18 protein-coding genes are annotated in these 20,502 nt (G+C 70.1%); 6 read left to right on the plus strand and 12 right to left on the minus strand.

Annotation, left to right across the window (positions count from 1 at the left end; genetic code table 11):
- Positions 1–127: 127 nt before the first annotated feature.
- From ACE3QP_RS03405 to ACE3QP_RS03445, 9 genes are all read right to left on the minus strand, one after another.
- Positions 128–1,213: a patatin-like phospholipase family protein gene (locus ACE3QP_RS03405; protein ID WP_374433556.1), complete on the minus strand. Its 1,086-nt coding sequence runs from the start codon at positions 1,211–1,213 to the stop codon at positions 128–130.
- A complete protein-coding gene (locus ACE3QP_RS03410; protein ID WP_374433557.1) occupies positions 1,213–3,408 on the minus strand; it encodes a TonB-dependent receptor plug domain-containing protein in 2,196 nt (731 codons plus the stop codon). The genes ACE3QP_RS03405 and ACE3QP_RS03410 overlap by 1 nt, the downstream gene beginning before the upstream one ends.
- 25 nt (positions 3,409–3,433) lie before the next feature.
- Positions 3,434–5,758: a Tex family protein gene (locus ACE3QP_RS03415; protein WP_374433702.1), complete on the minus strand. Its 2,325-nt coding sequence runs from the start codon at positions 5,756–5,758 to the stop codon at positions 3,434–3,436.
- 90 nt (positions 5,759–5,848) lie between these two features.
- On the minus strand, positions 5,849–6,742 hold the full coding sequence (locus tag ACE3QP_RS03420; RefSeq protein WP_374433558.1) for an SDR family oxidoreductase: 894 nt from the start codon (positions 6,740–6,742) through the stop codon (positions 5,849–5,851).
- Positions 6,739–7,197: a GNAT family N-acetyltransferase gene (locus ACE3QP_RS03425; RefSeq protein ID WP_374433559.1), complete on the minus strand. Its 459-nt coding sequence runs from the start codon at positions 7,195–7,197 to the stop codon at positions 6,739–6,741. Before ACE3QP_RS03425 ends, ACE3QP_RS03420 begins: the two co-directional genes overlap by 4 nt.
- Complete coding sequence (locus ACE3QP_RS03430; protein ID WP_374433560.1) at positions 7,194–8,927, minus strand: acyl-CoA dehydrogenase; 1,734 nt, start codon at positions 8,925–8,927, stop codon at positions 7,194–7,196. The genes ACE3QP_RS03425 and ACE3QP_RS03430 overlap by 4 nt, the downstream gene beginning before the upstream one ends.
- Positions 8,928–9,005: 78 nt before the next feature.
- Positions 9,006–10,088, minus strand: a complete 1,083-nt coding sequence (locus tag ACE3QP_RS03435; RefSeq protein WP_374433561.1) for a methyl-accepting chemotaxis protein — start codon at positions 10,086–10,088, stop codon at positions 9,006–9,008.
- 30 nt (positions 10,089–10,118) lie between these two features.
- Positions 10,119–12,155, minus strand: coding sequence for a 3-hydroxyacyl-CoA dehydrogenase NAD-binding domain-containing protein (locus ACE3QP_RS03440; protein WP_374433562.1), 2,037 nt, complete (start codon positions 12,153–12,155; stop codon positions 10,119–10,121).
- A gap of 17 nt (positions 12,156–12,172) precedes the next feature.
- Positions 12,173–13,777 carry an AMP-binding protein gene (locus ACE3QP_RS03445; protein ID WP_374433563.1) on the minus strand — a complete coding sequence of 535 codons (1,605 nt, stop codon included), beginning with the start codon at positions 13,775–13,777 and terminating at the stop codon, positions 12,173–12,175.
- An 89-nt stretch (positions 13,778–13,866) separates the two neighbouring features.
- Here ACE3QP_RS03445 and msrB point away from each other — a divergent pair, with 89 nt between their 5' ends.
- The 5 genes from msrB to ACE3QP_RS03470 are packed head-to-tail and all read left to right on the plus strand — an operon-like array spanning position 13,867 to position 16,648.
- Positions 13,867–14,271 (plus strand): peptide-methionine (R)-S-oxide reductase MsrB, encoded by a 405-nt coding sequence (msrB, locus tag ACE3QP_RS03450; RefSeq protein WP_374433564.1) that lies wholly within the window; start codon positions 13,867–13,869, stop codon positions 14,269–14,271.
- 34 nt (positions 14,272–14,305) lie between these two features.
- Complete coding sequence (locus ACE3QP_RS03455; protein ID WP_374433565.1) at positions 14,306–14,938, plus strand: septation protein A; 633 nt, start codon at positions 14,306–14,308, stop codon at positions 14,936–14,938.
- Positions 14,935–15,195, plus strand: coding sequence for a BolA family protein (locus ACE3QP_RS03460; RefSeq protein WP_374433567.1), 261 nt, complete (start codon positions 14,935–14,937; stop codon positions 15,193–15,195). The genes ACE3QP_RS03455 and ACE3QP_RS03460 overlap by 4 nt, the downstream gene beginning before the upstream one ends.
- A 60-nt stretch (positions 15,196–15,255) precedes the next feature.
- On the plus strand, positions 15,256–16,032 hold the full coding sequence (locus ACE3QP_RS03465; RefSeq protein WP_374433568.1) for a peptidylprolyl isomerase: 777 nt from the start codon (positions 15,256–15,258) through the stop codon (positions 16,030–16,032).
- A gap of 49 nt (positions 16,033–16,081) precedes the next feature.
- Positions 16,082–16,648 carry a DUF2062 domain-containing protein gene (locus tag ACE3QP_RS03470; RefSeq protein WP_374433569.1) on the plus strand — a complete coding sequence of 189 codons (567 nt, stop codon included), beginning with the start codon at positions 16,082–16,084 and terminating at the stop codon, positions 16,646–16,648.
- On the opposite strand, the gene ACE3QP_RS03475 is transcribed toward ACE3QP_RS03470, so the two are convergent.
- Positions 16,617–17,291, minus strand: a complete 675-nt coding sequence (locus tag ACE3QP_RS03475; protein ID WP_374433570.1) for an ABC transporter ATP-binding protein — start codon at positions 17,289–17,291, stop codon at positions 16,617–16,619. The two genes, ACE3QP_RS03470 and ACE3QP_RS03475, sit on opposite strands and share 32 nt — an antisense overlap.
- On the opposite strand from ACE3QP_RS03475, the gene ACE3QP_RS03480 reads away from it, so the two are divergent.
- Complete coding sequence (locus ACE3QP_RS03480) at positions 17,290–17,934, plus strand: arylesterase (RefSeq protein ID WP_198111652.1); 645 nt, start codon at positions 17,290–17,292, stop codon at positions 17,932–17,934. The genes ACE3QP_RS03475 and ACE3QP_RS03480 overlap by 2 nt on opposite strands.
- Here the strand turns inward: ACE3QP_RS03480 and ACE3QP_RS03485 are convergent, their stop codons facing one another.
- Together ACE3QP_RS03485 and def are read right to left on the minus strand one after the other, a co-directional pair.
- Positions 17,935–19,899 (minus strand): DUF6600 domain-containing protein, encoded by a 1,965-nt coding sequence (locus ACE3QP_RS03485; RefSeq protein WP_374433573.1) that lies wholly within the window; start codon positions 19,897–19,899, stop codon positions 17,935–17,937.
- A gap of 77 nt (positions 19,900–19,976) precedes the next feature.
- A complete protein-coding gene (gene def, locus ACE3QP_RS03490) occupies positions 19,977–20,495 on the minus strand; it encodes a peptide deformylase (protein ID WP_374433574.1) in 519 nt (172 codons plus the stop codon).
- Positions 20,496–20,502: the final 7 nt, after the last annotated feature.

Here is a 20,502-nt window from a genome sequence, read left to right on the forward strand (position 1 = left end):
AAGAAGCAGGGAAATTCAGGCGCGGCACCACGCGGCGGAGGCGCGCCGTCCAGTGGTGAAAGTAGTCCGCGGTGTCATAACCCGTCGTGCCTTTCTCGCTCTTGTGGGGTTTGGGAAGGTCGCGATTCTAAAGCGGCAGCGCCTGAATCGAGCCCTGACGGGTCAGGCGCTCGAATTCTTCGGCCAGGCGCTGGCTCTCGGCCACCGCGACGCGCCAGCGGCGCTGGCGCTCCGCCAGTTCCAACTTCAAGAAGTCGTTGCGGTCCGGCAGCTTGGCGCCCGGCAGGCTGCGCACCCAGTCGGGGTGCGGTGCCAGCAGCACCATATTGCTGAGGAAATCGCTGGCGCGATGGCGGTGCTTGAGCGCCTTGTCCAGCCAACCGGGCACGACCTGGCGCTGGAAGTGCGGGTACAGCACCAGCGGCGCCTCGCCGCCCAACAGGGCTCGATAGTCCAGGTGCAGGTGGTAGTCGGTGATGCCGCCGTCCCAGTAGGCGCCTTTGGGTGCCCCCGGCAGATCGGCCTGGGCTTCCAGCCAGAACGGGATCGAGCAACTGGCCAGCAAGGCCGGGCGCAGATTGCGCGCGCTCAGGTGCACCTCACGACTGGGAAAGTCGCCCAGGCGCAGAGGCAGGCGCTCACGTGGGTCCGAAAACACCACGCGCTCCAGCCAGCGGCCCAGCCAGGGCCGGTGCAGGGCATTGGCGGCGAAGGCGCCCAGGTAGCCCAGCGGCGTGCGCCAGCGCGATTCACGCGCCAGCAGCCCGCGCCCGCGCGAGGTGACGATGTGCAGGCGCCAGCGCGGATGGCCCAGCACCTCGGCCTCGCGGCCCGCGAACTGCTCGGCCAGGGTCTGCGCGAACTTGCGGGAGACCGAGCCGGCACTCGGACTCTTGCGGCCGGGCTCGGGGTCGTAGTGCTGGGCGATGTAGGCCTCGGCCATGGCGCGAAAGGCCGCCTCGGCATCTTCGGGCCGTGCAGCCGAGGCCGCGCTGGTCATGCGCCAGGCCCCGATGCTGGCACCGAGCAGATGCACCGGCTGCTGGCTGCGGGGTAAGTACTCCCCGAACAGAAAGCGGTCCAGGCCGTTGAGGATCAGGCCCTTGGGGCCACCGGCCGCGGCGGGAATCAGCCCGATGTCTTGCGGCTGCAGCCCCCGCTCGGCCAGGCGCGCACGCGCGGCCGGTCCAGCGAAGAGCTGCAGGGCTGGCATCAGAACTTGTGCTCCCAATTGAGGGCGTACCAACTCTTGGGCCGGCGCTCGCTGAAGTTGTAGTCGCCGCCGCGAATGAAGGTGGTGCTGGTGCCGGCCACCGGCGCCAGATTCTGGATGGAGAAGCGCAGGCTGTCGGTCTTGCTGAGGTTCCAGAGCGCAAAGGCGTCGATGGAGCGGGCGCGGCCGGTTTCCAGGCGCGTCAGGTCAGTCTGCTGCACCTCGTAGCTGGGCGTGAAGGCCAGGCTCGCACCCATACTGACGGGCAGGGACTTGAGGCGGTAGTCCACCCCCAGGTTCAGCGACCAGGGCTGCTGCTGCTCCAGGCGGTTATCGGGCCCCGGCACATCCTTGACCTTGGAGTCGTAGAAGGAGAGCGAGGCCCGCAGGTTCAGGGCCGTGGTGGGCGCGAACCAGCCGGGCATCAGCTCGGCAGCGCGGCCCTTGATCTCCAGCTCCAGGCCCGAGGTGTTGGCGCGGCTCAGGTTGATCGGCTTGGCCACCCAGCGCGGCACGGCCGCCCAGGGCACGGACTCCTGCACCAGGCTGTTGCGGATCAGGCCCGTGATGCGGCGGTGGAACACGCCCACCGACACCAGACCACCGCCGCTCAGGTACTTCTCGAAGGCGATGTCCAGGCCGGTGGCCAGCTCGGGCTTGAGGGCGGCATTGCCAACCCGATCGGGCGCGGTTTCGGTGTTGCTGCCGCTGGTCGGGTACTCGGTGTTGATGGTCGGGCGGGCGATCAGCTGCTGCACATCGGGCGCCTTGTAGCTGCGCGTCAGGCTCATGCGCAGCAGGTCGCGGGCGGCGGGGTCGAACTTGTAGTTCAGATGCAGCAGCGGCGTGGTGACGGAGCTGTTGTTGCGGAACTCACTGCCTGCGCCTTCGCTGGTGGTGCGGATGCGCTCGTGGCGCAGGCCCAGGTAGCCTGACCACTGCTTGTTGATCTCCCAGTCGTCCTGGGCATAGACCGCGCTGCGGTTGATGGTGGCGTCGAAGGGCTGGCCCTCGATGCCGGGCAACAGCTCGGCACCGTTCTGCACGGTGCGGCGCTGTTCGTCGCGGCTGCGGCGTTCCAGCTCGCCGCCCACCGTCAGGCTGTGCGCCTCGCCCAGAAAGCGCGAGTACTTGCCGCTCAAGGTGGCGCCGCGGTTCTTGCCCTCGCCGGTGGTGCGGCGGTCCAGGGTCTGCACGCCTGCGGCGTTGCGGCCCAGGAAGCGGGTGTCGAACTCGGCCCCGCCATTGCCCACGGTGCTGCGCAGCTCGATGCGCTGGTCGTCCTCGAAGCGCTTGTTGTATTGCAGGCTCAGGCGCGCGGCCTGGAAGTTGCCGCGGTTGCTGAACTGGTCGTCCACGCTGGTGGGCGCCGCGCCCTGCAGCACCGTGGTGTCGGTGTGGCCCAGGTTGCGGAAGTTGTTGCGCACCATGAAGCCCTGCAGGCTGACGGTTTCGTCCTCGCCCAGCTTCCAGTTGACGCGCGGCGCCACGTTGAAGCCATGGCCGTAAGGCACATCCCAGCCCTCGGTGGCCAGGCGCTGGGGCCGGCCCTGGGCATCGCGGCCCAGGCGTTCGCCCTCGGTCTCGTTCAGCAGGCGCCAGGAGAAGAAGGAGATCGGCAGCACCGCCGCCATGCCGCCGGCCACGCGGTCGCCGTAGGTGAAGCTGCCGTTCACCACGGGCTTGTCGTGGTTGTAGGCCAGCCCCAGGCGCAGATCCTTCTGGACCACGCGCGGCGCGTCCTTGAGGATGATGTTGATGCTGCCGGCAATCGCCTGCGCGCTCTGGTCGGCGGTGGGCGCCTTACTGACTTCGATGCGTTCGACCTGGGCCGGGTTCAGCTGCTCCACCGAAAAGCCCGGGGGCGCGGGCTCGCCGTTCACCAGGATTTGCGTGAAGGCCCCACCCAGGCCGCGCATGCGCAGCTGGCCGCCCTGCATGTTCACGCCGGGCAGGCGCTTGAGCACATCGCTGAGCTGGGTGTCGCCGTATTTGTCCAGCTCGTCGCGCCCGTAGATTTGCTTGGCCACGGGCTGGCGGCGGCGCAGGTCGGTGTCGGTGCTCTGGCGCCGCACCTCCACCCGGTCCAGCTGCTGGGGGCTGGCGCGGTTGTCGTCGGCACCCACTTCCTGCTGGGCGTGGGCGGTCTGGGCGGCCAGCATGGCGGCCGCCAGGGCGATGGGCTTCAAGTTCATGGGGGAGGCTTTCGGCGCGCCGGGTTCAGCGCTTGGAGGTTTGCGCTTTTGCAAACGCAGCGGCGAAAGCATTGCCCATCGGCGCGTTCTTGGCGTTCGTCATGCCCGCACTGGGGGTGCGTGGCCCGGTGCGTTCGCCCTGCGGGGCACGGCGCTCGGGCTGGGCATCCATCTTCATCGTCAGCGAAATGCGCTGGCGCTGCAGGTCCACTTCCAGCACCTTGACGCGCACGATGTCGCCCGTCTTGACCACCTCGCGGGCGTCGTTGACGAACTTGTTGCTGAGCTGGCTCACATGGATCAGCCCGTCCTGGTGCACGCCCAGGTCCACGAAGGCGCCAAACTGCGCGACGTTGCTGACCGTGCCCTCCAGCACCATGCCGGGCTGCAGATCCTTGATGTCTTCGACGCCGTCGTTGAAGCGCGCCACCTTGAAATCGGGGCGCGGGTCGCGGCCGGGCTTTTCCAGCTCGGCCAGCACGTCCTTGACGGTGATGGCGCCGAACTTCTCGTCGGCCAGGGCTTCGGGCTTGACCTTGCGCAGCACATCGCTGCGGCCCATCACGTCCTGGATGGGGAGCTTGAGCTGATCAAGCAGGCGCTGCACCACCGGGTAGGTCTCGGGGTGCACGCCGCTTTGGTCGAGCGGGTTGTCGCCCTCGCGGATGCGCAGAAAGCCGGCCGCCAGCTCGAAAGTCTTGGGGCCCAGGCCGGTCACGTCCAGCAGGGCCTTGCGGTTCCTAAACGGGCCCTGGGCATCGCGGTGGCGCACGATGGCGCCGGCCAGGCTCTGGGTCAGGCCCGAGACGCGCGCCAGCAGCGGCGCCGAGGCGAGGTTCAGATCCACGCCCACGCCGTTCACGCAGTCCTCCACCACCGCGTCCAGGCTGCGCGCCAGCTCGCTCTGGTTCACATCGTGCTGGTACTGGCCCACGCCGATGCTCTTGGGGTCGATCTTGACCAGCTCCGCCAGCGGGTCCTGCAGGCGGCGAGCGATAGACACCGCGCCGCGCAGGCTCACATCCAGTTCGGGCAGCTCCTTGCTGGCCACTTCCGAGGCCGAGTAGACCGAGGCGCCGGCCTCGCTGACCACCACCTTCTGGATCGCCACGCCGGGCGCCAGGCTCTGCAGGCGCTTGATGAGGTCGGCGGCGAGCTTGTCGGTCTCGCGGCTGGCGGTGCCGTTGCCGATGGCGATCAGGTTCACGCCATGCGCGGCGCAGAGCTTGGCCAGGGTGTGCAGGCTGCCTTCCCAGTCGCGCCGCGGTTCGTGGGGGTAGACGGTGGAGGTGTCCAGCACCTTGCCGGTCTCGCCCACCACCGCCACCTTGACGCCGGTGCGGATGCCCGGGTCCAGGCCCATCACCACCTTGCGGCCGGCCGGTGCGGCCAGCAGCAGGTCGCGCAGGTTCTCGGCAAACACCTTGATGGCGGTGGCCTCGGCGGCCTCGCGCAGACGGGTGAAGAGGTCGCGCTCCAGGCTCATGCTGAGCTTGACCTTCCAGGTCCAGGCCACGGTCTTCCTGATCAGCGCGTCGCCCGGGCGGTTTTCGTTGGACCAGTTCAGATGCCGAGCAATGCGCATCTCCGCCAGCGTCGGCTTGCCGGGCAGCACTTCTTCATCCACCACCAGCTTGGCATCCAGGTAGCCCGCCGTGCGGCCGCGGAACACCGCCAGCGCGCGGTGGCTGGGCACCTTGGCAATCGGTTCGTCGTAGTCGAAGTAGTCGCGGAACTTGGCCACTTCGGCGTCGTTCTCGTTCGCGCCTTCCACGCGCTTGCTCTGGAACAGGCCTTCGGCCCAGAGCCAGTCGCGCAGCTTGCCCACCAGGGCGGCGTCCTCGGCCCACTGCTCGCTGAGCAGGTCGCGCACGCCGTCCAGCACCGCCAGGGCATCGGCAAAGCCGGCCTCGGCGTTGACGAAGGCGGCCGCCTCGGTCAGCGGGTCCAGGCTTGGATCCGCAAACAGCTTCTCGGCCAGGGGCGCCAAGCCCGCCTCGCGGGCGATCTGGCCCTTGGTGCGGCGCTTGGGTTTGTAGGGCGCGTACAGGTCTTCCAGCAGCTGCTTGGTGTCGGCAGCCTCGAAGGCGGCCCGCAACTCCGGCGTCAGCTTGCCCTGCTCGTCGACGCTCTTGATGACGGCCGCCCGGCGGTCTTCCAGCTCGCGCAGGTAGCCCAGCCGGGCCTCCAGCTCACGCAGTTGGATGTCATCGAGGCCGTCGGTGGCCTCCTTGCGGTAGCGCGCAATAAAGGGCACGGTGGCCCCGCCGTCCAGCAGGTCCACCGCGGCCTGCACCTGGGCCGGCCGAACCTTCAGTTCGGCGGCAATCTGGGAAAGGATTCGATCCACAAACAACAAGGGCGCCTGGGGAGGCGCCCTGGGGCGTAACGCGAAGGGGGCGGATTCTGCCAGCCGGCGGCCATTCCCTCCGCCCTGCCTTCAGCGCCGGCGCAGCGCCGCCTTCAACTGCTCTCCCACCTCCGGCTTGTCCGCGAAGGGATCCGGCGGGTTGCGTCCGGCCAGGATGGCCTCGGCGCGCTCGCCCACCGCACCCAGGGCCTGGGGGTGGCTGAAGAGCCAGAAACGGCGCTCGCGCACGCCGTCCAGCACCAGCTTGGCCACATCGGCCGCGGTGAGCTTGCCGGACTCGACCGCCTTGTTGACCATGGCCTGCGAAATGCGCTGGCTCGGCGTGGGGACGGCCAGCTCGGCCTTGTCGCGGTTGCGGTGGCTCTGGTGGATGCCGGTGGGCACGAAATAGGGGCAGAGCACCGAGCAGCTGACCTGGTCGCTGACCAGGGCCAGATCCTGGTACAGGGTCTCGCTCAAGGACACCACCGCGTGCTTGGAGACGTTGTAGACGCCCAGGTTCGGCGCATCCAGCATGCCGGCCATGCTGGCGGTGTTGACGATATGGCCCTGCCAGGCCGGATCCGCCTGGGCGGCAGCCAGCATCAGCGGCGTGAAGAGGCGCACGCCGTGCACCACGCCCATCAGGTTGACGCCCATCACCCAGTTCCAGTCGGCCACGCGGGCCTCCCAGATCAGGCCGCCAAAGCCCACGCCAGCGTTGTTGAACACCAGGTGCGGCGCGCCAAAGCGGGCCTGCACGGCGGCGGCCAGGGTTTCCATTTCGGCGGCGCTGGAGACATCGACGCGCTGCGCCATCGGGTGGTGGGCGGCCAGTTCATCGGCCACGCGGGCCAGTGCGTCGGCCTGCACGTCCACCAGCACCAACTTCATGCCCTCAAGCGCACACAGGCGCGCCAGCTCCAGGCCGAAGCCCGAACCCGCGCCGGTGATGACGGCCGTCTTGCCCTGCAAATCCTTCATGGCTGTGCCTTTCGCTGCATTTCCTGGTGGGGGATGTCGTCTTCCATGAACTCCGCGCCGACGGGCACGAAGCCATGCGCGCCATAGAAGCGCTGCAAATGGGATTGCGCAAAGATGGTGATGCTCTGCCCCGGCCAATGGCGCTCGCACTCGACCAGGATGCGGCGCACCAGCTCATGGCCCAGGCCGGTGCCGCGCGCGGCTGGTGCGGTCAGCACGCGACCGAAGCACACATCCGCCGTCTTCAGGCCCGGCGCGAACAGGCGCGCATAGGCCTGCAGGCGGCCGGCCTGCCAGGCCATCAGGTGCAGGGCCTGCGGGTCGGCGCCGTCCACGTCCAGGTAAAGGCAGCGCTGCTCGACCACGAAGACCTCGCAGCGCAGGCGCAGGGCCTCGTACAACTCGGCGCCGCTCAGCTCGGCAAAGGGGCGGCAGGCCCAGGTCAGTTCGCTCATAGGGTGTCGGCGTTCACGTCAGCCAGCAGGCGCTGGCGCGCCAGCACGGGCGTCAGCCAGGCGGCCACCAGCGGCAGTTCGTAGGCAAAGAAGTACTGGCGCGCGGCGGCGCGGCCGGGGTCGGTGTCGCGCAACCCCAGATCCAGCCAGATCCAGGCGATCACCACATGGCCGAAGGCCTGCAGATAGGGCGTGGCCTGCAGCGCGGCCTGGGCCGGGTCGCCGCTGGCCCAGGCGGTCTTGGTGGCCTTGCCGACCAGAGCGAGCGCGGCGGCGAGCTGGTTGGCGGCCTCGGCCAGCTCAGGTGTCTGCAGCGCCGCTTCCACCGTGGCGTTGATGCGCGCCGCCAGCAGGCCCAGCGCCTGCGGCCGGCTGGTCTTGCGCAGCAGCAGGTCCAGCGCCTGGATGCCATGCGTGCCCTCGTGGATCATGTTGAGGCGCTGGTCTCGCCAGTACTGCTCCAGCGGCCAGTCGCGCGTGTAGCCGGCGCCGCCCAGCACCTGGATGGCCAGGCTGTTGCTCTCCAGCCCCCATTGGCTGGGCCAGGACTTGGCGATCGGCGTCAGCAAGGCCAGCAGCTCCTGGCTCTCGGCGTCCTCGGCATCCACCAGCCGCGCGCAGTACAGGCACAGGGCCAGCGCGCCCTCGGCAATCGCCTTCTGCGCCAGCAGCATGCGGCGCACATCGGGGTGCTGGGCGATGGGCACCATCGGCCCCTCGCGCCGGCCCACCGGGCGGCCCTGGGTGCGTTCCTTGGCGTAGGCCAGGCTGGTCTCGAAGCCGGCGTAGGCCAGCAGGGCCGCGCCCAGGCCCACGCCGATGCGTGCCTCGTTCATCATGTGGAACATGCAGGCCAGGCCCTGGCCCTCGGCGCCGACGCGGTAGCCCAGGCAGTCGTCCGCCTCGCCGAAATTCAGCAGGCCGTTGACGGTGCCGCGCCAGCCCAGCTTGTGGTTCAGGCCCGCCAGGGTCACGCCGTTGCGGCGGCCGTCCTCCACACGGAACTTGGGCACGATGAAGAGCGAGACGCCGGCCGAACCCGGCGGCAGCGTGCCGTCCGGCCCCACCACCTTGGCCAGCACCAGGTGGACGATGTTCTCGGCCAGTTCGTGGTCGGCGCCGGAGATCCAGGTCTTGCTGCCCTTCAGCCGGTAGCGCGGGCCCAGCGGGTCGGCTTCGAAGTCGGCGCCGTCGGGCCGGGCGCGGGTCGTCAAGTCACCCAGCGAGGAACCGACCGCCGGCTCGCTCAGGCACATGGTGCCGAACCAGCGCCCCTCCAGGCAGAGCCGCGCAAAGGCCTCGCGCTGGCGCGGCGTGCCGTGTGCCAGCACCAGGTGCGCGTTGCCGCTGGTCAGCAGGCCATAGCCGGCCACGCCCACGCTGGCCCGGCTGTAGAAGGCATTGGCGGCCATGGCCACCGCACAGGGCAATTGCAGCCCGCCCCATTCGGCGTCGGCCGTGGCGGCCAGCAGGCCGCTGTCGCGATAGGCCTGCAGGGCTGCGGCGGTGCTGACGGGCAGCTGCACGCGGCCCTGGGCATCCAGGTGGGGTTCTTCGGTGTCGCAGGCGCGGTTGGCGGGCGCCACCTGTTCGCGGGCGCTGCGCTCAGCGGCGTCCAGCATGGCCTCGAACTGTTCGCGCGAATGCTCGGCAAAGCGCGGCCGCTCGCACAGGGTCTGCACCTGCAGCCAATCGAACAACAGGAAGGCGAGGGTCTGGCGCAGGGTCACGGCGGCGGCTCCAGGGGCAGGCAGGGCGGGCGATCCTCGCACGCCCTGCGCGGGCGGCCGCCGGGGTTCAGCGCGAACTCAGCGGGTGCGGAAGCGCTGCACCAGCTCGTTCAGGCGCTGGGCCTGAGCCTTGAGGCTTTCGGCCGCCGCCGCGCCTTCTTCCACCAGGGCGGCGTTCTGCTGCATCGACTGGTCCAGGCGGTCCACCGAGTCGGCAATTTCCTGCAGGCCGTTGCTTTGGGTGCGCGCCATGGCGGTGGAGTCGGCGATCAGCGCGGCCACGCGCTCCACCGCGCCCACCACCTCCTGCATGCGCGCACCGGTGTCGTTCACCAGCTGCGAGCCCTGCTCGACCTGCTCGACCGAGCTGGTGATCAGGCTCTTGATTTCCTTGGCCGCATCGGCGCTGCGGCCGGCCAGCGAGCGCACCTCGCCGGCCACCACCGCAAAGCCGCGTCCCATCTCGCCCGCACGCGCCGCTTCCACGGCAGCGTTCAGCGCGAGGATGTTGGTCTGGAAGGCAATGCCGTCGATCACGCCAATGATGTCGGCGATCTTGCGGCTGCTGTGGCTGACCTGCCCCATCACCTCCACCGCGCGGCCCACCACGGCGCCGCTGTCCTTGGCGAGGCGGGCGGTGTTCTGGGCCAGGCCGCTGGCCTCGCCCATGGCTTCGGAGCTGTGCTGGGCGGCTTCCGTCATGCTGCGCAGCGAATGGGCGCAGGCCTGCAGGTCGGCGCTGCCCTGCTCGGTGCGCTGGCTCAAGTCCAGGTTGCCGGCGGCGATCTCGCTGGAGGCGGTGGACACCTGCTCGGAGCCGTCCTTCAGCGTGCCCATCATGTCGCGCAGGTTTTCCTGCAGGTCCTGCATCACCTGCAGGCCCTCGCGCGCCGTGTGGCTGCCGGTGATGGGCACGTCCTCGCGCAGATCGCCATCCGACATGCGCTGGGCGCCCTGCATCAGGCGCACCACGAACTGGCCGGTCTGCGCGGCGCTGTCCAGGTAGAGCCAGAGGATCAGGCCGCCGATCAGCAGGCTGCCGATGATCAGCGTGCTTGCACTCCAGCCGGCCAGCACGCCGGTGATCACATAGGCCTGCAGGGCCAGGCTGAGGCCCACATTGATGACGACGCGCTGCTTGATGGTGAGGTTGGCGAGCATGGAGTGGGAAGGGTTGACTTGCGGGAAGGATCAGGGCATCCAGAACTGCGGGTCGTCGTGCGCCAGGGCGGCGAACTCACGCCGCCGCGCGGCCAGCGCCTCGGAGCCGCGCCGTTGGGCCTCGAACATCGGGCCGCCTTTCCAGCGCGGAAAGCCGTAACCGGCCAGGTAGACGAGGTCGATGTCGGAGGCGCGCAGGGCCACGCCTTCGGCCAGCAGGCGCTCGCCTTCGACGGCCAGGGCCAGCAGCAGGCGGTCAACGATTTCCTCGGCCGCCACGGCGCGTGGCGCGCGGCCCAGCTGTTCGCGGTGCGCCGCGATCAGAGCCGCCACGGCCTTGCTGGGCTTGGCCTCGCGGCCCTCGTAGTCGTACCAGCCGCCACCGCTCTTCTGCCCGAAGCGGCCGAGCTCACACAGGCGGTCCGCCAGCGGCTGGGCGCGGCGCAGCGTGCCGTCCTTGGCGCGCTGCTGGCGGATGCGCCAGCTCACGTCGTTGCCGGCCAGGTCGATCATGCGGAACGGGCCCATGGCGAAGCCCCAGGCCTCGATGGCCTGATCAACCTGCTGCGGGCTGCAGCCCTCGTCCAGCAGGAACAGGGCCTGCTCCAGGTAGCGGTCGATCATGCGGTTGCCGATGAAACCATCGCACACGCCGGCCACCACGCAGGTCTTGCCGATCTGCTTGCCGAAGCCCAGGGCCGAGGCCAGCACGCCGGGCGCAGTGGCGGCGCCGCGCACCACCTCGAGCAGCTTCATCACCGCGGCGGGGCTGAAGAAGTGCAGGCCCAGCACATCGGCCGGGCGCAGGGTGACGGCGGCAATCGCGTCCACGTCCAGCGTCGAGGTGTTGGTGGCGAGGATCGCCCCGGGCTTGGCCAGCGCGTCCAGGCGGCGGAACACCGATTGTTTGAGCGCCATGTCCTCGAACACGGCTTCGATGAGGAGGTCGGCATCGGCAAGCACGGCATCATCGCCACCCGGGCGCAGATTGGCGCGCAGCGCGGCGGCCTTCTCGGCGCTCAAGCGGCCCTTGCTCACCTGCGCCTGCAGGTGCTTGTCCAGCGCGGCCACGCCACGCGCCAGCGCGGCGGCATCGGGCTCGACCAGATCGACCAGCAGCCCGCCCATCAAGCAGGCGGTGGCAATGCCACTGCCCATGGTCCCGGCCCCCAGCACGCCCACGCGGCGAATGGCACGCCGCGGCGTATCGGCCTCGATGCCCGGCACCTTGGCCGCCGCACGCTCGGCGAAAAAGGCGTGGCGCAGCGCGGCCGATTCGGGGCTGGCCATCAGGCGCTGAAAGCCCGCGCGCTCGGCGGCGATGCCTTCGTCGAAGGGCAGTTCGAGCGCCCCGCGTACCGCCTGCACGCAAGCCAGCGGGGCCGGATACGGCAGGGCGGCGGCCTGGGCCTCGGCGGCCGCCAGCTCGGCGGGGGCGGCCTCCACCGTGCGGTCACGCAAGCGGGCCAGGGGCCGCTGCGACGCCACGCGGCGCGCCAGGGCCTTGGCCTGGTCCAGCAGGGTCGCGCTCTCGGCCAATTCATCCACAAGCAGCTGCCCCGGCAAGGCCGCGAGCTGGGCGGCGCGGCGCGGCTGGCCGCTGGGCACCATCTGCAGCGCGGTGGCCAGGCCCACGGCACGCGGGAAGCGCTGCGTGCCACCGGCACCGGGCAACAGCCCCAGATTCACTTCGGGCAGGCCGATCTGGGCCGTGCCCACCACCACACGGTGGTGGCAGCTCAGCGCCAGCTCCAGCCCGCCGCCCAGGGCCAGGCCATCCACGGCGGCCACCACCGGCTTGCTCATCGCGTCCAGGCGCGCGCACAGGCCGGGCAGATTGGGCTCGGCCAGCGCCTGGGGCTGGCCGAATTCACGGATGTCGGCGCCGCCCGAGAAAGCCTTGGGGCCGCCGTACAGCACCACGGCCGCCACGCTGGCGTCGGCATCGGCCTGCTCCAGCGCAGCGTAGAGGCTGCTGCGCAGGGCGTGGCTCAGGCCGTTGACGGGGGGGTTGGCGAATTGCAGCAGCAGCAGTTCGCCGTCACGAAGGGACTCAACAAGGCTCATGGGTGGAGGGGGATGTGTCAGTCGAGCACGGTGTCGACGAGGGCGCGCAGTTCGCGCTTGTCGACCTCACCATTGCCCAGGCGCGGCAGCTCGGGGAAGACCAGCGCCGCGGCGGGTTGTTGCCAGTCGGCCACCCGGCCCTGGAAGTAGGCCAGCAGCTCTTCGGTGCCGAGGCTGGCGCCGGGCTGCAGCACCACCACCATCAGCGGGCGCTCGCCCAGCAGCGGGTCGTTTCGGGCAATCGCCGCGGCCTCGGCCACCTCGGGCAGGCTGAGCGCGATGCGCTCCAGCTGTGCGGCACTGATCCATTCGCCGCCACAGCGGATCAGGTCCTTGCGGCGGTCGGTGATGGTGACCCAGCCTTCGGGGTCGATGCGGGCGATGTCACCGGTGGGGAACCAGCCATAGACCCCGTCGACGGAGACCAGCGGCGAGTCGGCCTCGCCGATATAGGCATCCAGCGTCCAGGGGCCGCGCGCCACCAGCAGGCCTTCGGTATGGCCGTCGCGCGGCAGCGACCGGCCGTCGTCGTCCACCAGGGCCAGTTCGACGCCAAAACGCGCCCGCCCCTGCGGCAGCCGGCCATCCGGCCCGAGCACCAGGGCGGAGCCACGCGCCACCAGGGCCGGCGGCGCGATCTCGCTCATCCCCCAGGTGTGCATCACATCGAGGCCGGGCACGGCGCGCATGCGCGTCAGCAGTTCGGGCGGGAAGGCCGCGCTGCCCACCACGGCACGGCGCAGCGCCGGCAGCTTCAGGCCGCTGGCGTCCATGTGGTTCATCACCTCCTGCCAGACGTTCGGCGGGCCGGCCGCCAGCGAGACGCCTAGCGTGGCCATGGTCTCGGCCAGCGTGGCAGGCGCCAGGCCGGGCGGCACCAGCACTAGGCGCGAGCCGACCATGGCCGCACACAGGCACATCGCCCAGCCGCCGCTGTGCGCCACGGGCAGCAGGGGCATGACGGCGTCTTCATAGCCGATGCCATAGGCATCCGGCAGCGCTGCGGCCATGGCCTGCAGCACCGCAGCACGGTGGCTGGTCGGCACGCCGCGCGGCCAGCCGCTGCTGGCGGCGGTGAAGGAGATCAGCGCGGTATCGGTCTCGACCTGATCGGGCCAGTGCCAGTCGGGGTCGTCAAAACCCAGCAGCGATTCGGCGTCCATGGGCTCGACCATCAACGTGCCGGGCTCGGGCAGCATGTCCGGCCCCCCCAGCTGCACATAGTGCTTGACGCTGGCCATCTGCAACTGCATCGCGTCAATCAGCGGCGCCAGCGCTTGGTCAAACACCAGGGCCTGGGCCTGGGTCTGGTTGACGGCCCAGATCAGCTGCTCGGGAAACTGGCGCGGATTGAGCGTCAGCGCCTGACGGCCGCTGGCCGCGGTGCCCAGCACGGCCTCCAGCAGGCCCTGGGCGTTCCAGCCCAGCAGGGCCACGGGCGCGCGCATCGGCAGCTCCAGACGCTCCCAGGCCTGACCCCATTGGCGCGCCCGGCGCTCCAGCAGGGCCCAGTTGCTGCGGTGTAGCTGGCCCTGGCCATCCAGGGTCACCACTTCGGTGCGCCCATGCTCGCGCGCGGCGTGGCGCAGCAGGCTGGACAGATGTAAGGAGACGCGCATCATCGCGACCGATCTTAGGCCGCGGCCCTGCACGAAGACCCAGGGCCGCGCTACGGGTTCACCCGTGCCCGCAACCTCAACCGGACCACCCCATGGACAAGGACTACCCCATCCAGAAGACCGACGCCGAATGGCGCTCCCAGCTCGACCCGATGGCCTACGAAGTGGCGCGCCATGCCGCGACCGAGCGCGCCTTCACCGGCGCCTTCTGGGATCACTGGAAGGACGGCGAGTACCACTGCGTGGGCTGCGGCGCCACGCTGTTCCGCTCCGACACCAAGTTCGACGCCGGCTGTGGCTGGCCCAGCTACTACGAGCCGGTGAACGCCGAGATCGTCGAGCGCGTGGTGGATCGCAGCCATGGCATGGTGCGTATCGAGGTGCGCTGCAGCCAGTGTGGCAGCCACCTGGGCCATGTATTCCCCGACGGACCGGAGCCGACCGGCGAGCGCTTCTGCATCAACTCGGCCGCCTTAACATTCGCGCCCTCCAAATGAACCCTCCAGGGCCGGCGCTGCCGGCCCTGCGTCCATGAAGCTGCTGCTCGACTTCCTGCCGCTGGCCCTGTTCTTCGCGGCCTTCAAGTACGCCGATGCGAACCGTGAATGGGCCGCCGCGTTTGCCACCTCGCAGCTCGGCTTCATGGTGGCCGGCGGCGTGGTGGGCGCCGAAGAAGCCCCGGTGCTGCTGGCGACGGTCGTCGTCGTGCTGGCCACGCTGCTGCAGGTGCTCTACCTGAAGCTCACGCGGCAAAAGGTCGACGCCATGCTCTGGGTCAGCCTGGCCTTGGTGGTGGTGCTGGGAGCGCTGACCGTCTACTTCCACAGCGAGACCTTCATCAAATGGAAGCCCACCGGTCTGTACTGGGCCATGGGCCTGGGATTCTGGGTGAGCGCGCGCTTCTTCGGCACCAATCCGCTCAAGGCCATGCTGAAGGATCTGGAGCTGCCCGATCCCGTCTGGGCCCGGCTCTGCCAGGCCTGGATCGCCTTCTTCGCCGCCATGGGCGTGCTGAACCTGGCCGTGGCCTACAACTTCAGCACCGCCGCCTGGACGAACTTCAAGGTCTTCGGCGCCACCGGCCTGATGCTGGTGTTCACCTTGGCGCAAGGCGTGTACCTCTCGCGCCATCTGCCGGAAGAGCCGCAGGACAAGCAACCATGACCCTCCCCGCCTGGGCCGAAGCCCTGCGCCTGCACCTGCAGGCCACCGAGTTCGAACTGATCGACGACAGCGCCGCCCACGCCGGGCATGCGGGTGCACGCGAGGGTGGTCATTACCAATTGCGCGTGGTCAGCTCGCGCTTTACAAATCTCAACCGGATTGCCCGGCACCGGCTCATTTATGATGCCCTTGGCCCCCTGCCCGCGCAGCGCATCCACGCGCTGAACATCAAGGCCCTGGCCCCGGGCGAGTTCTGAGCCACCCTCCCCTGAACCTCTGTTTGGCGCCTTCGTGCGCCCTGTTCTGAGACTGTCCCGATGAAACTGTCCCTGCTCGCCCTGCTGCTGTCGGCCTCGTTTGCCGCGCAAGCCCAGAACATCGCCATCGTCAATGGCAAGGCGGTGCCCAAGGCCCGCGCCGAGACCCTGATCCAGCAGGTCACCAAGAACGGCCAGCCGCGTTCTCCCGAAATGGAGAAGCAGGTGAAGGACGAAGTGGTGCGCCGTGAAATCCTGATGCAAGAGGCCGAGCGCCGCGGCATCCCGGCCAGCGCCGACTTCAAGGCCCAGATGGAACTGGCGCGCCAAGCCATCATGGTGCGCGAACTGCAGCAGAGCTACCTGAAGACCGCGCCGGTGAGCGACGCTGACGCCCAAGCCGAGTACGACAAGGTCAAGGCCCAGCAAGGCGGCCCCGAGTACCGCGCCCGCCACATCCTGGTCGAGACCGAGGCCGAGGCCGTGGATCTGATCAAGCAGCTCAATGGCGGCGCCAAGTTCGAGGACCTGGCCGCCAAGAGCAAGGACCCTGGTTCGGCTGCCCGCGGTGGCGACCTGGACTGGGCCAATGCCAGCGCCTACGTGCCCGAGTTCAGCCAGGCCATGATGGCGCTGAAGAAGGGTGAGATGACCCAGAACCCGGTGAAGAGCCAGTTCGGTTACCACATCATCCGCCTGGACGACACGCGCGAGTCGCAGTTCCCGGCCTTCGCCGACGTCAAGCCCCAGGTGGTTGAGCGCCTGAAGCAGATGCGCTGGGCCGAGTTCCAGAAGAAGCTGTTCGACAGCGCCAAGACGGACTACAAGTTCCAGTAAACCGCTCGAGGAAACGAAGCCGCCCGCTCTCCAGCCGGCGGCTTTTCTTATGCCCGCTTCCCGCATCGCCCGCCGCTGGCTGCCCACGCCGGACCGCCTGGCCGAAACCAAGGGCCTGCGCTGGCTGGGCCACTACCTGCAGCCGCGCCCCTGGCTGTGGGTGGCGCATCGCCGCCGCGTCGCGCTCGGCGTCGCCGTCGGGCTGGCCGTCGGCGTCATCCCGCTGCCGCTCCAGATGGCGCTGGCAGCCGTGTGTGCGCTGGCGCTGCGCTGCAACGTCGCAGCCGCCGTGGCCGCGACTTGGCTGACCAATCCCTTCACCATGTTCCCCATCTGGGGCCTGGCCCTGTGGCTGGGCAGCCTGGTGATCGGCAGCGGCGGCGTGACGGCCGAGCCGGCCGTGCTGGCCCTGCAATGGACGGCGCCCGCCACCTGGTGGCCGGCCTTCAAGGTGTGGGCGCTGGACATGGGCCCCGCCCTGCTGGTGGGCCTGCCGCTGTCCGGCCTGGTGATCGGCGCGCTGGCCTATGTGCTGATCTACGTCGGCTGGTGGTGGGTGATCCGCTTCGAGCGGCGCCGCCGCCTCAGGCTACGAGCCGCCCGGCCTCGATCTTGAGCTGGCGCTCGCAGCGCGCGGCCACGGCCGGGTCGTGCGTCACCAGCACCAGGGTCGTGCCCTCGGCACGGTTCAGCTCGAACATCAGCTCCATCACTTGTGCGCCGGTGGCGTGATCCAGGCTGCCGGTGGGCTCGTCGGCCAGCAGCAGGGCCGGCTTGACGACGAAGGCACGCGCCAGGGCCACACGCTGCTGCTCACCGCCCGAAAGCACACGCGGCCGGTGGCTCAGGCGCTCACCCAGGCCCACGCGGCGCAGCATCTGCCGCGCTTGCTCGGCCGCATCCCGGTCACCGCGCAGTTCCAGCGGCAGCATCACGTTTTCCAGCGCGGTCAGGTTGGGCAGGAGCTGAAAGCTCTGGAAGACGAAGCCCATCACCTGCGCGCGCAACGCGGCCCGTTCGTCCTCGTTCAGCGCGAAGAGCTCCTGGCCCTGGATGCGCACCGAACCGGAGCTGGGCGTATCCAGCCCGGCCAGCAGGCCCAGCAGGGTGCTCTTGCCCGATCCCGAGGCGCCGACGATGGCGACCGAGGTCTGCGCCTGCAGGGAAAAGGACAGCTCATGCAGAATCGTCAGCTCCCCTTGGGCGTCGCGCACGCGCTTGCTCAGGGCCTTGACTTCAAGCAGGACGGAATCGGACATGACGGGACGGCGGCAATGGGTCGCGCACTGTAGCCGCGCGGCCTTGGCCGCGCTGATCGTCAGGCCACTGCCGCTGGCGGCGGCACCGGCACGCAAGCTGCTGGTGGTGGGGGACAGCCTGTCGGCCGAGTACGGCCTGGCGCGTGGCAGCGGCTGGGTGGCGCTGCTGGAAAAGCGCCTGGCGGAAACCGGCCGGCGCTACGAGGTCTTCAACGCCAGCATCAGCGGGGACACCACGGCCGGCGGCCTGAGCCGGCTGCCTGCGCTGCTGAAGGAGCACCGGCCCAGCCTGGTGGTGATCGAACTGGGCGGCAACGATGCGCTGCGTGGCATGCCGCTGGCGCACACCCGCGACAACCTGCGCGCCATGGTGCGCGCCGTCAAAGCCGCCAAGGCCAAACCCCTGCTGGTGGGCATGCAGGTGCCGCCCAATTACGGCGCCCGCTACGGGCGCGAGTTCTTCCAGCTCTTTGCCGAATTGGCCAAGGAGGAAGGCGCAGCCCTCGCGCCCTTCCTGCTGGCCGGGGTGGCCGACCGCCCCGACGCCGAGGCCTGGTTCCAGCCGGACCGCATCCACCCACTGGCGCGCGCCCATCCGGTTATGCTCGACAACGTCTGGGCGGCGCTCAAACCCCTGCTCTGATCAGCGGTTGTCGCGGCGCGGCACGCCGTCGTCCTTGTCGCGCTCGCGCTCCTTGCGCGGCTCGGGACGGCGGGCTTCCTGCGGCGGCGGGGCCGGGCGCGGCGGCTCCATGCGCACCGGCGGGCTGGCCTGGCGCTCGGCGCGCGGCGGCTCGAAGCGCGGTTCCGGGGCGCGCCGCGCAGGCATCTCGGCTTCACGCTCGGCACGGTCGCGGCGCGAGAAGCCACTCTCAGGCTGCGTCGGCTGCATAGGCTGCATCGGTTGGGGCACCAGCACAGGCGGGGCCTGACGCTGCGGCTCGGCGCGCTGCGGCATCGGCCAGTCCTGACGCGGCTCGACCCGCTGCGGCGGCTCCTGGCGCAGCACCGGGGCCGGCTCCACACGGGGGACATCCGGCGCGCGGCGCGGCCAGGCGTTCGCGTTGCCGCTGGAGGCCGATTCCTGCTCCGCACGGTCACGGCGCGAGAAGCCCTGTTCCGGTGCCACCGGGCGCACCGTTTCGGTGCGTGCGGGCAGGCCGAAATCGGGGCGCGGCTCGGCGCGCGGTTGCGGTTCCTGGCTCAGCACCGGCGGTGCCGGGCGGCCGCGCGGGTTGCCGCGATCACGCCAGTCGTCCTGCGTCTGCGCGGCGCGCACCGGCAGCGGGCCCTGGTGCGCCGGGCCCAGCGGCAGCGGCGTGAGTTCGCGCAGCACGCGGTCATCACGCACCGGGCTCGGGCGGGCATCGCGCACCGGCGTGTCGGCCGAAACCACCAGCGAGCTGACGGCGCCCGGCACCTGGCGGTTGCGGTGCACATAGGTCTCAGGGCGCTGCACGGTCACCGGGTCGGGGTTGAAGCGGCGCACGTACTGCGGGCTGTGGCGGTACCAGGGCACGAAGACCTCGCGCGGGGCCAGCGGCACCCAGGCCACCGGCGGCGCCCAGCGGCTGCCGATCTGCACGCCCACCGACACCGAGCCACCACCCACCCAGGCCACCAGGGCCGGCGCGAACACCGGGCGCACGACGCGCTGCCCCGGCGCCCAGCACCAGCGGCCACGCCAGTGCACCCAGCGGCCGTAATGGGAGGTCGCATAACCCCAGGGCAGGTCGTCCACCCAGGTCCAGCCCCAGTGGCGCGTCCAGGTCCAGCGGCCATGACGGTACGGGGCCCAGTCCACCGCCACACGCAGCGGGATCCACACGGCGCCGTAGTCGCCGCTGTCTTCCCAGCGGCCGTTGGCATCCAACTCGTCGGCACCGGTCAGTTCGGGCGACACATAGCGGTAGGCCGGGCGGTCCTGGCGGGCGTAGCGGTCGTCACCGCGGCCGAAGCCCAGCTCGCTCACCAGCCATTGGCCGAAGTCATCCTGGCGGAACAGGCGGCCGCGCTCGGCGCGCGGGCCGCCGTCCCACCACAGCTCAGCCTGCTCAGGGGCATCCAGCCAGACCGGGGCATCGCCATTGGCACGGCCCTCGAAGCGCAGCCGGCCCTCGAAGGCCTGGGCGCGGCTGGCCTTGGCCAGTTGGTCGATGCGGTAGGCGCCCTGGCGCTCGAACAGGAAGCGTCCCTCCTGGGTGCGCACCATCGCTTCGCGGGCAAGCTCGGCGCTGGTCCAGCGCAGCGCCAGGGCGCCGCGGTCCAAGGCGATGTCGATGCGGTCATCGTCCAGGCGCATCAGTTCCATCTGGCTGCGCTCGTCCAGCCACAAGGCGCTGGCGCCGATGCGCAGGCCCACGCGACCGTTGTCGTCCACGCGCAGGCGGTCGCCCTCGGCCAGGGACTGGTTGCGCATCAGGGGCTGCCATTCGCGCTGCTCGGTGTCGAACCACCAGGCCTGGCCGCTCACTTCGGCCACGCGCGCCACGCGCGTTGGCGGGTCGGCCCAGGCCGGCTGCATGAACAGAGCGAGCGCCGCCAGCAGGGCCAGCAACTGCAGGCCGAACCAGGTGCGCAACGGGGCGGGGAGGTGCTTGTTCTTCATGGTGCCCTTCTCCAGGGGTGCACGGATGGTGCGCGCAACGCGGCCAGCCCCGTTTCGGTGCACTGGCTTGCAAGACTTTACAAACCGGGGAACAGCACCTCGGTGAAGCCGAAGCGGCGGAAGTCGCGCACCTTCATGGGGTACAGCTGGCCGTCCAGATGGTCGCATTCATGCTGGACGACCCGGGCGTGAAAGCCGCGCGCCTCGCGCTCGATCCAGCCGCCCTCCAGCGTGCGCCCGCGGTAGCGGATGTGGCTGGGGCGGGCGACGACGCCGCGCAGCCCCGGCACCGAGAGGCAGCCTTCCCAGCCCTCTTCCTCTTCCGCGCCCAGCAGCTCGATCTCCGGGTTGATCAGCAGGGTCTCGGGAACCGGCTGGGCCTCGGGGTAGCGCGCCAGCTTCTCGAAGCCGAACAGCACCACGCGCAGGTCCACGCCGATCTGCGGCGCCGCCAGGCCGGCACCGCCGGCGGCCAGCATGGTGTCGCGCAGGTCCTGCACCAGGGCGTGCAGCTCGGGGGTGTCGAAGGCGCTGACGGGCTGGGCGACCCGCAGCAGGCGCGAATCGCCCATTCTCAGAATCTCGCGCACGGCCATGGCCTAA

It is taken from the genome of Inhella sp., assembly GCF_041912635.1.
GTDB lineage: Bacteria > Pseudomonadota > Gammaproteobacteria > Burkholderiales > Burkholderiaceae_C > Inhella.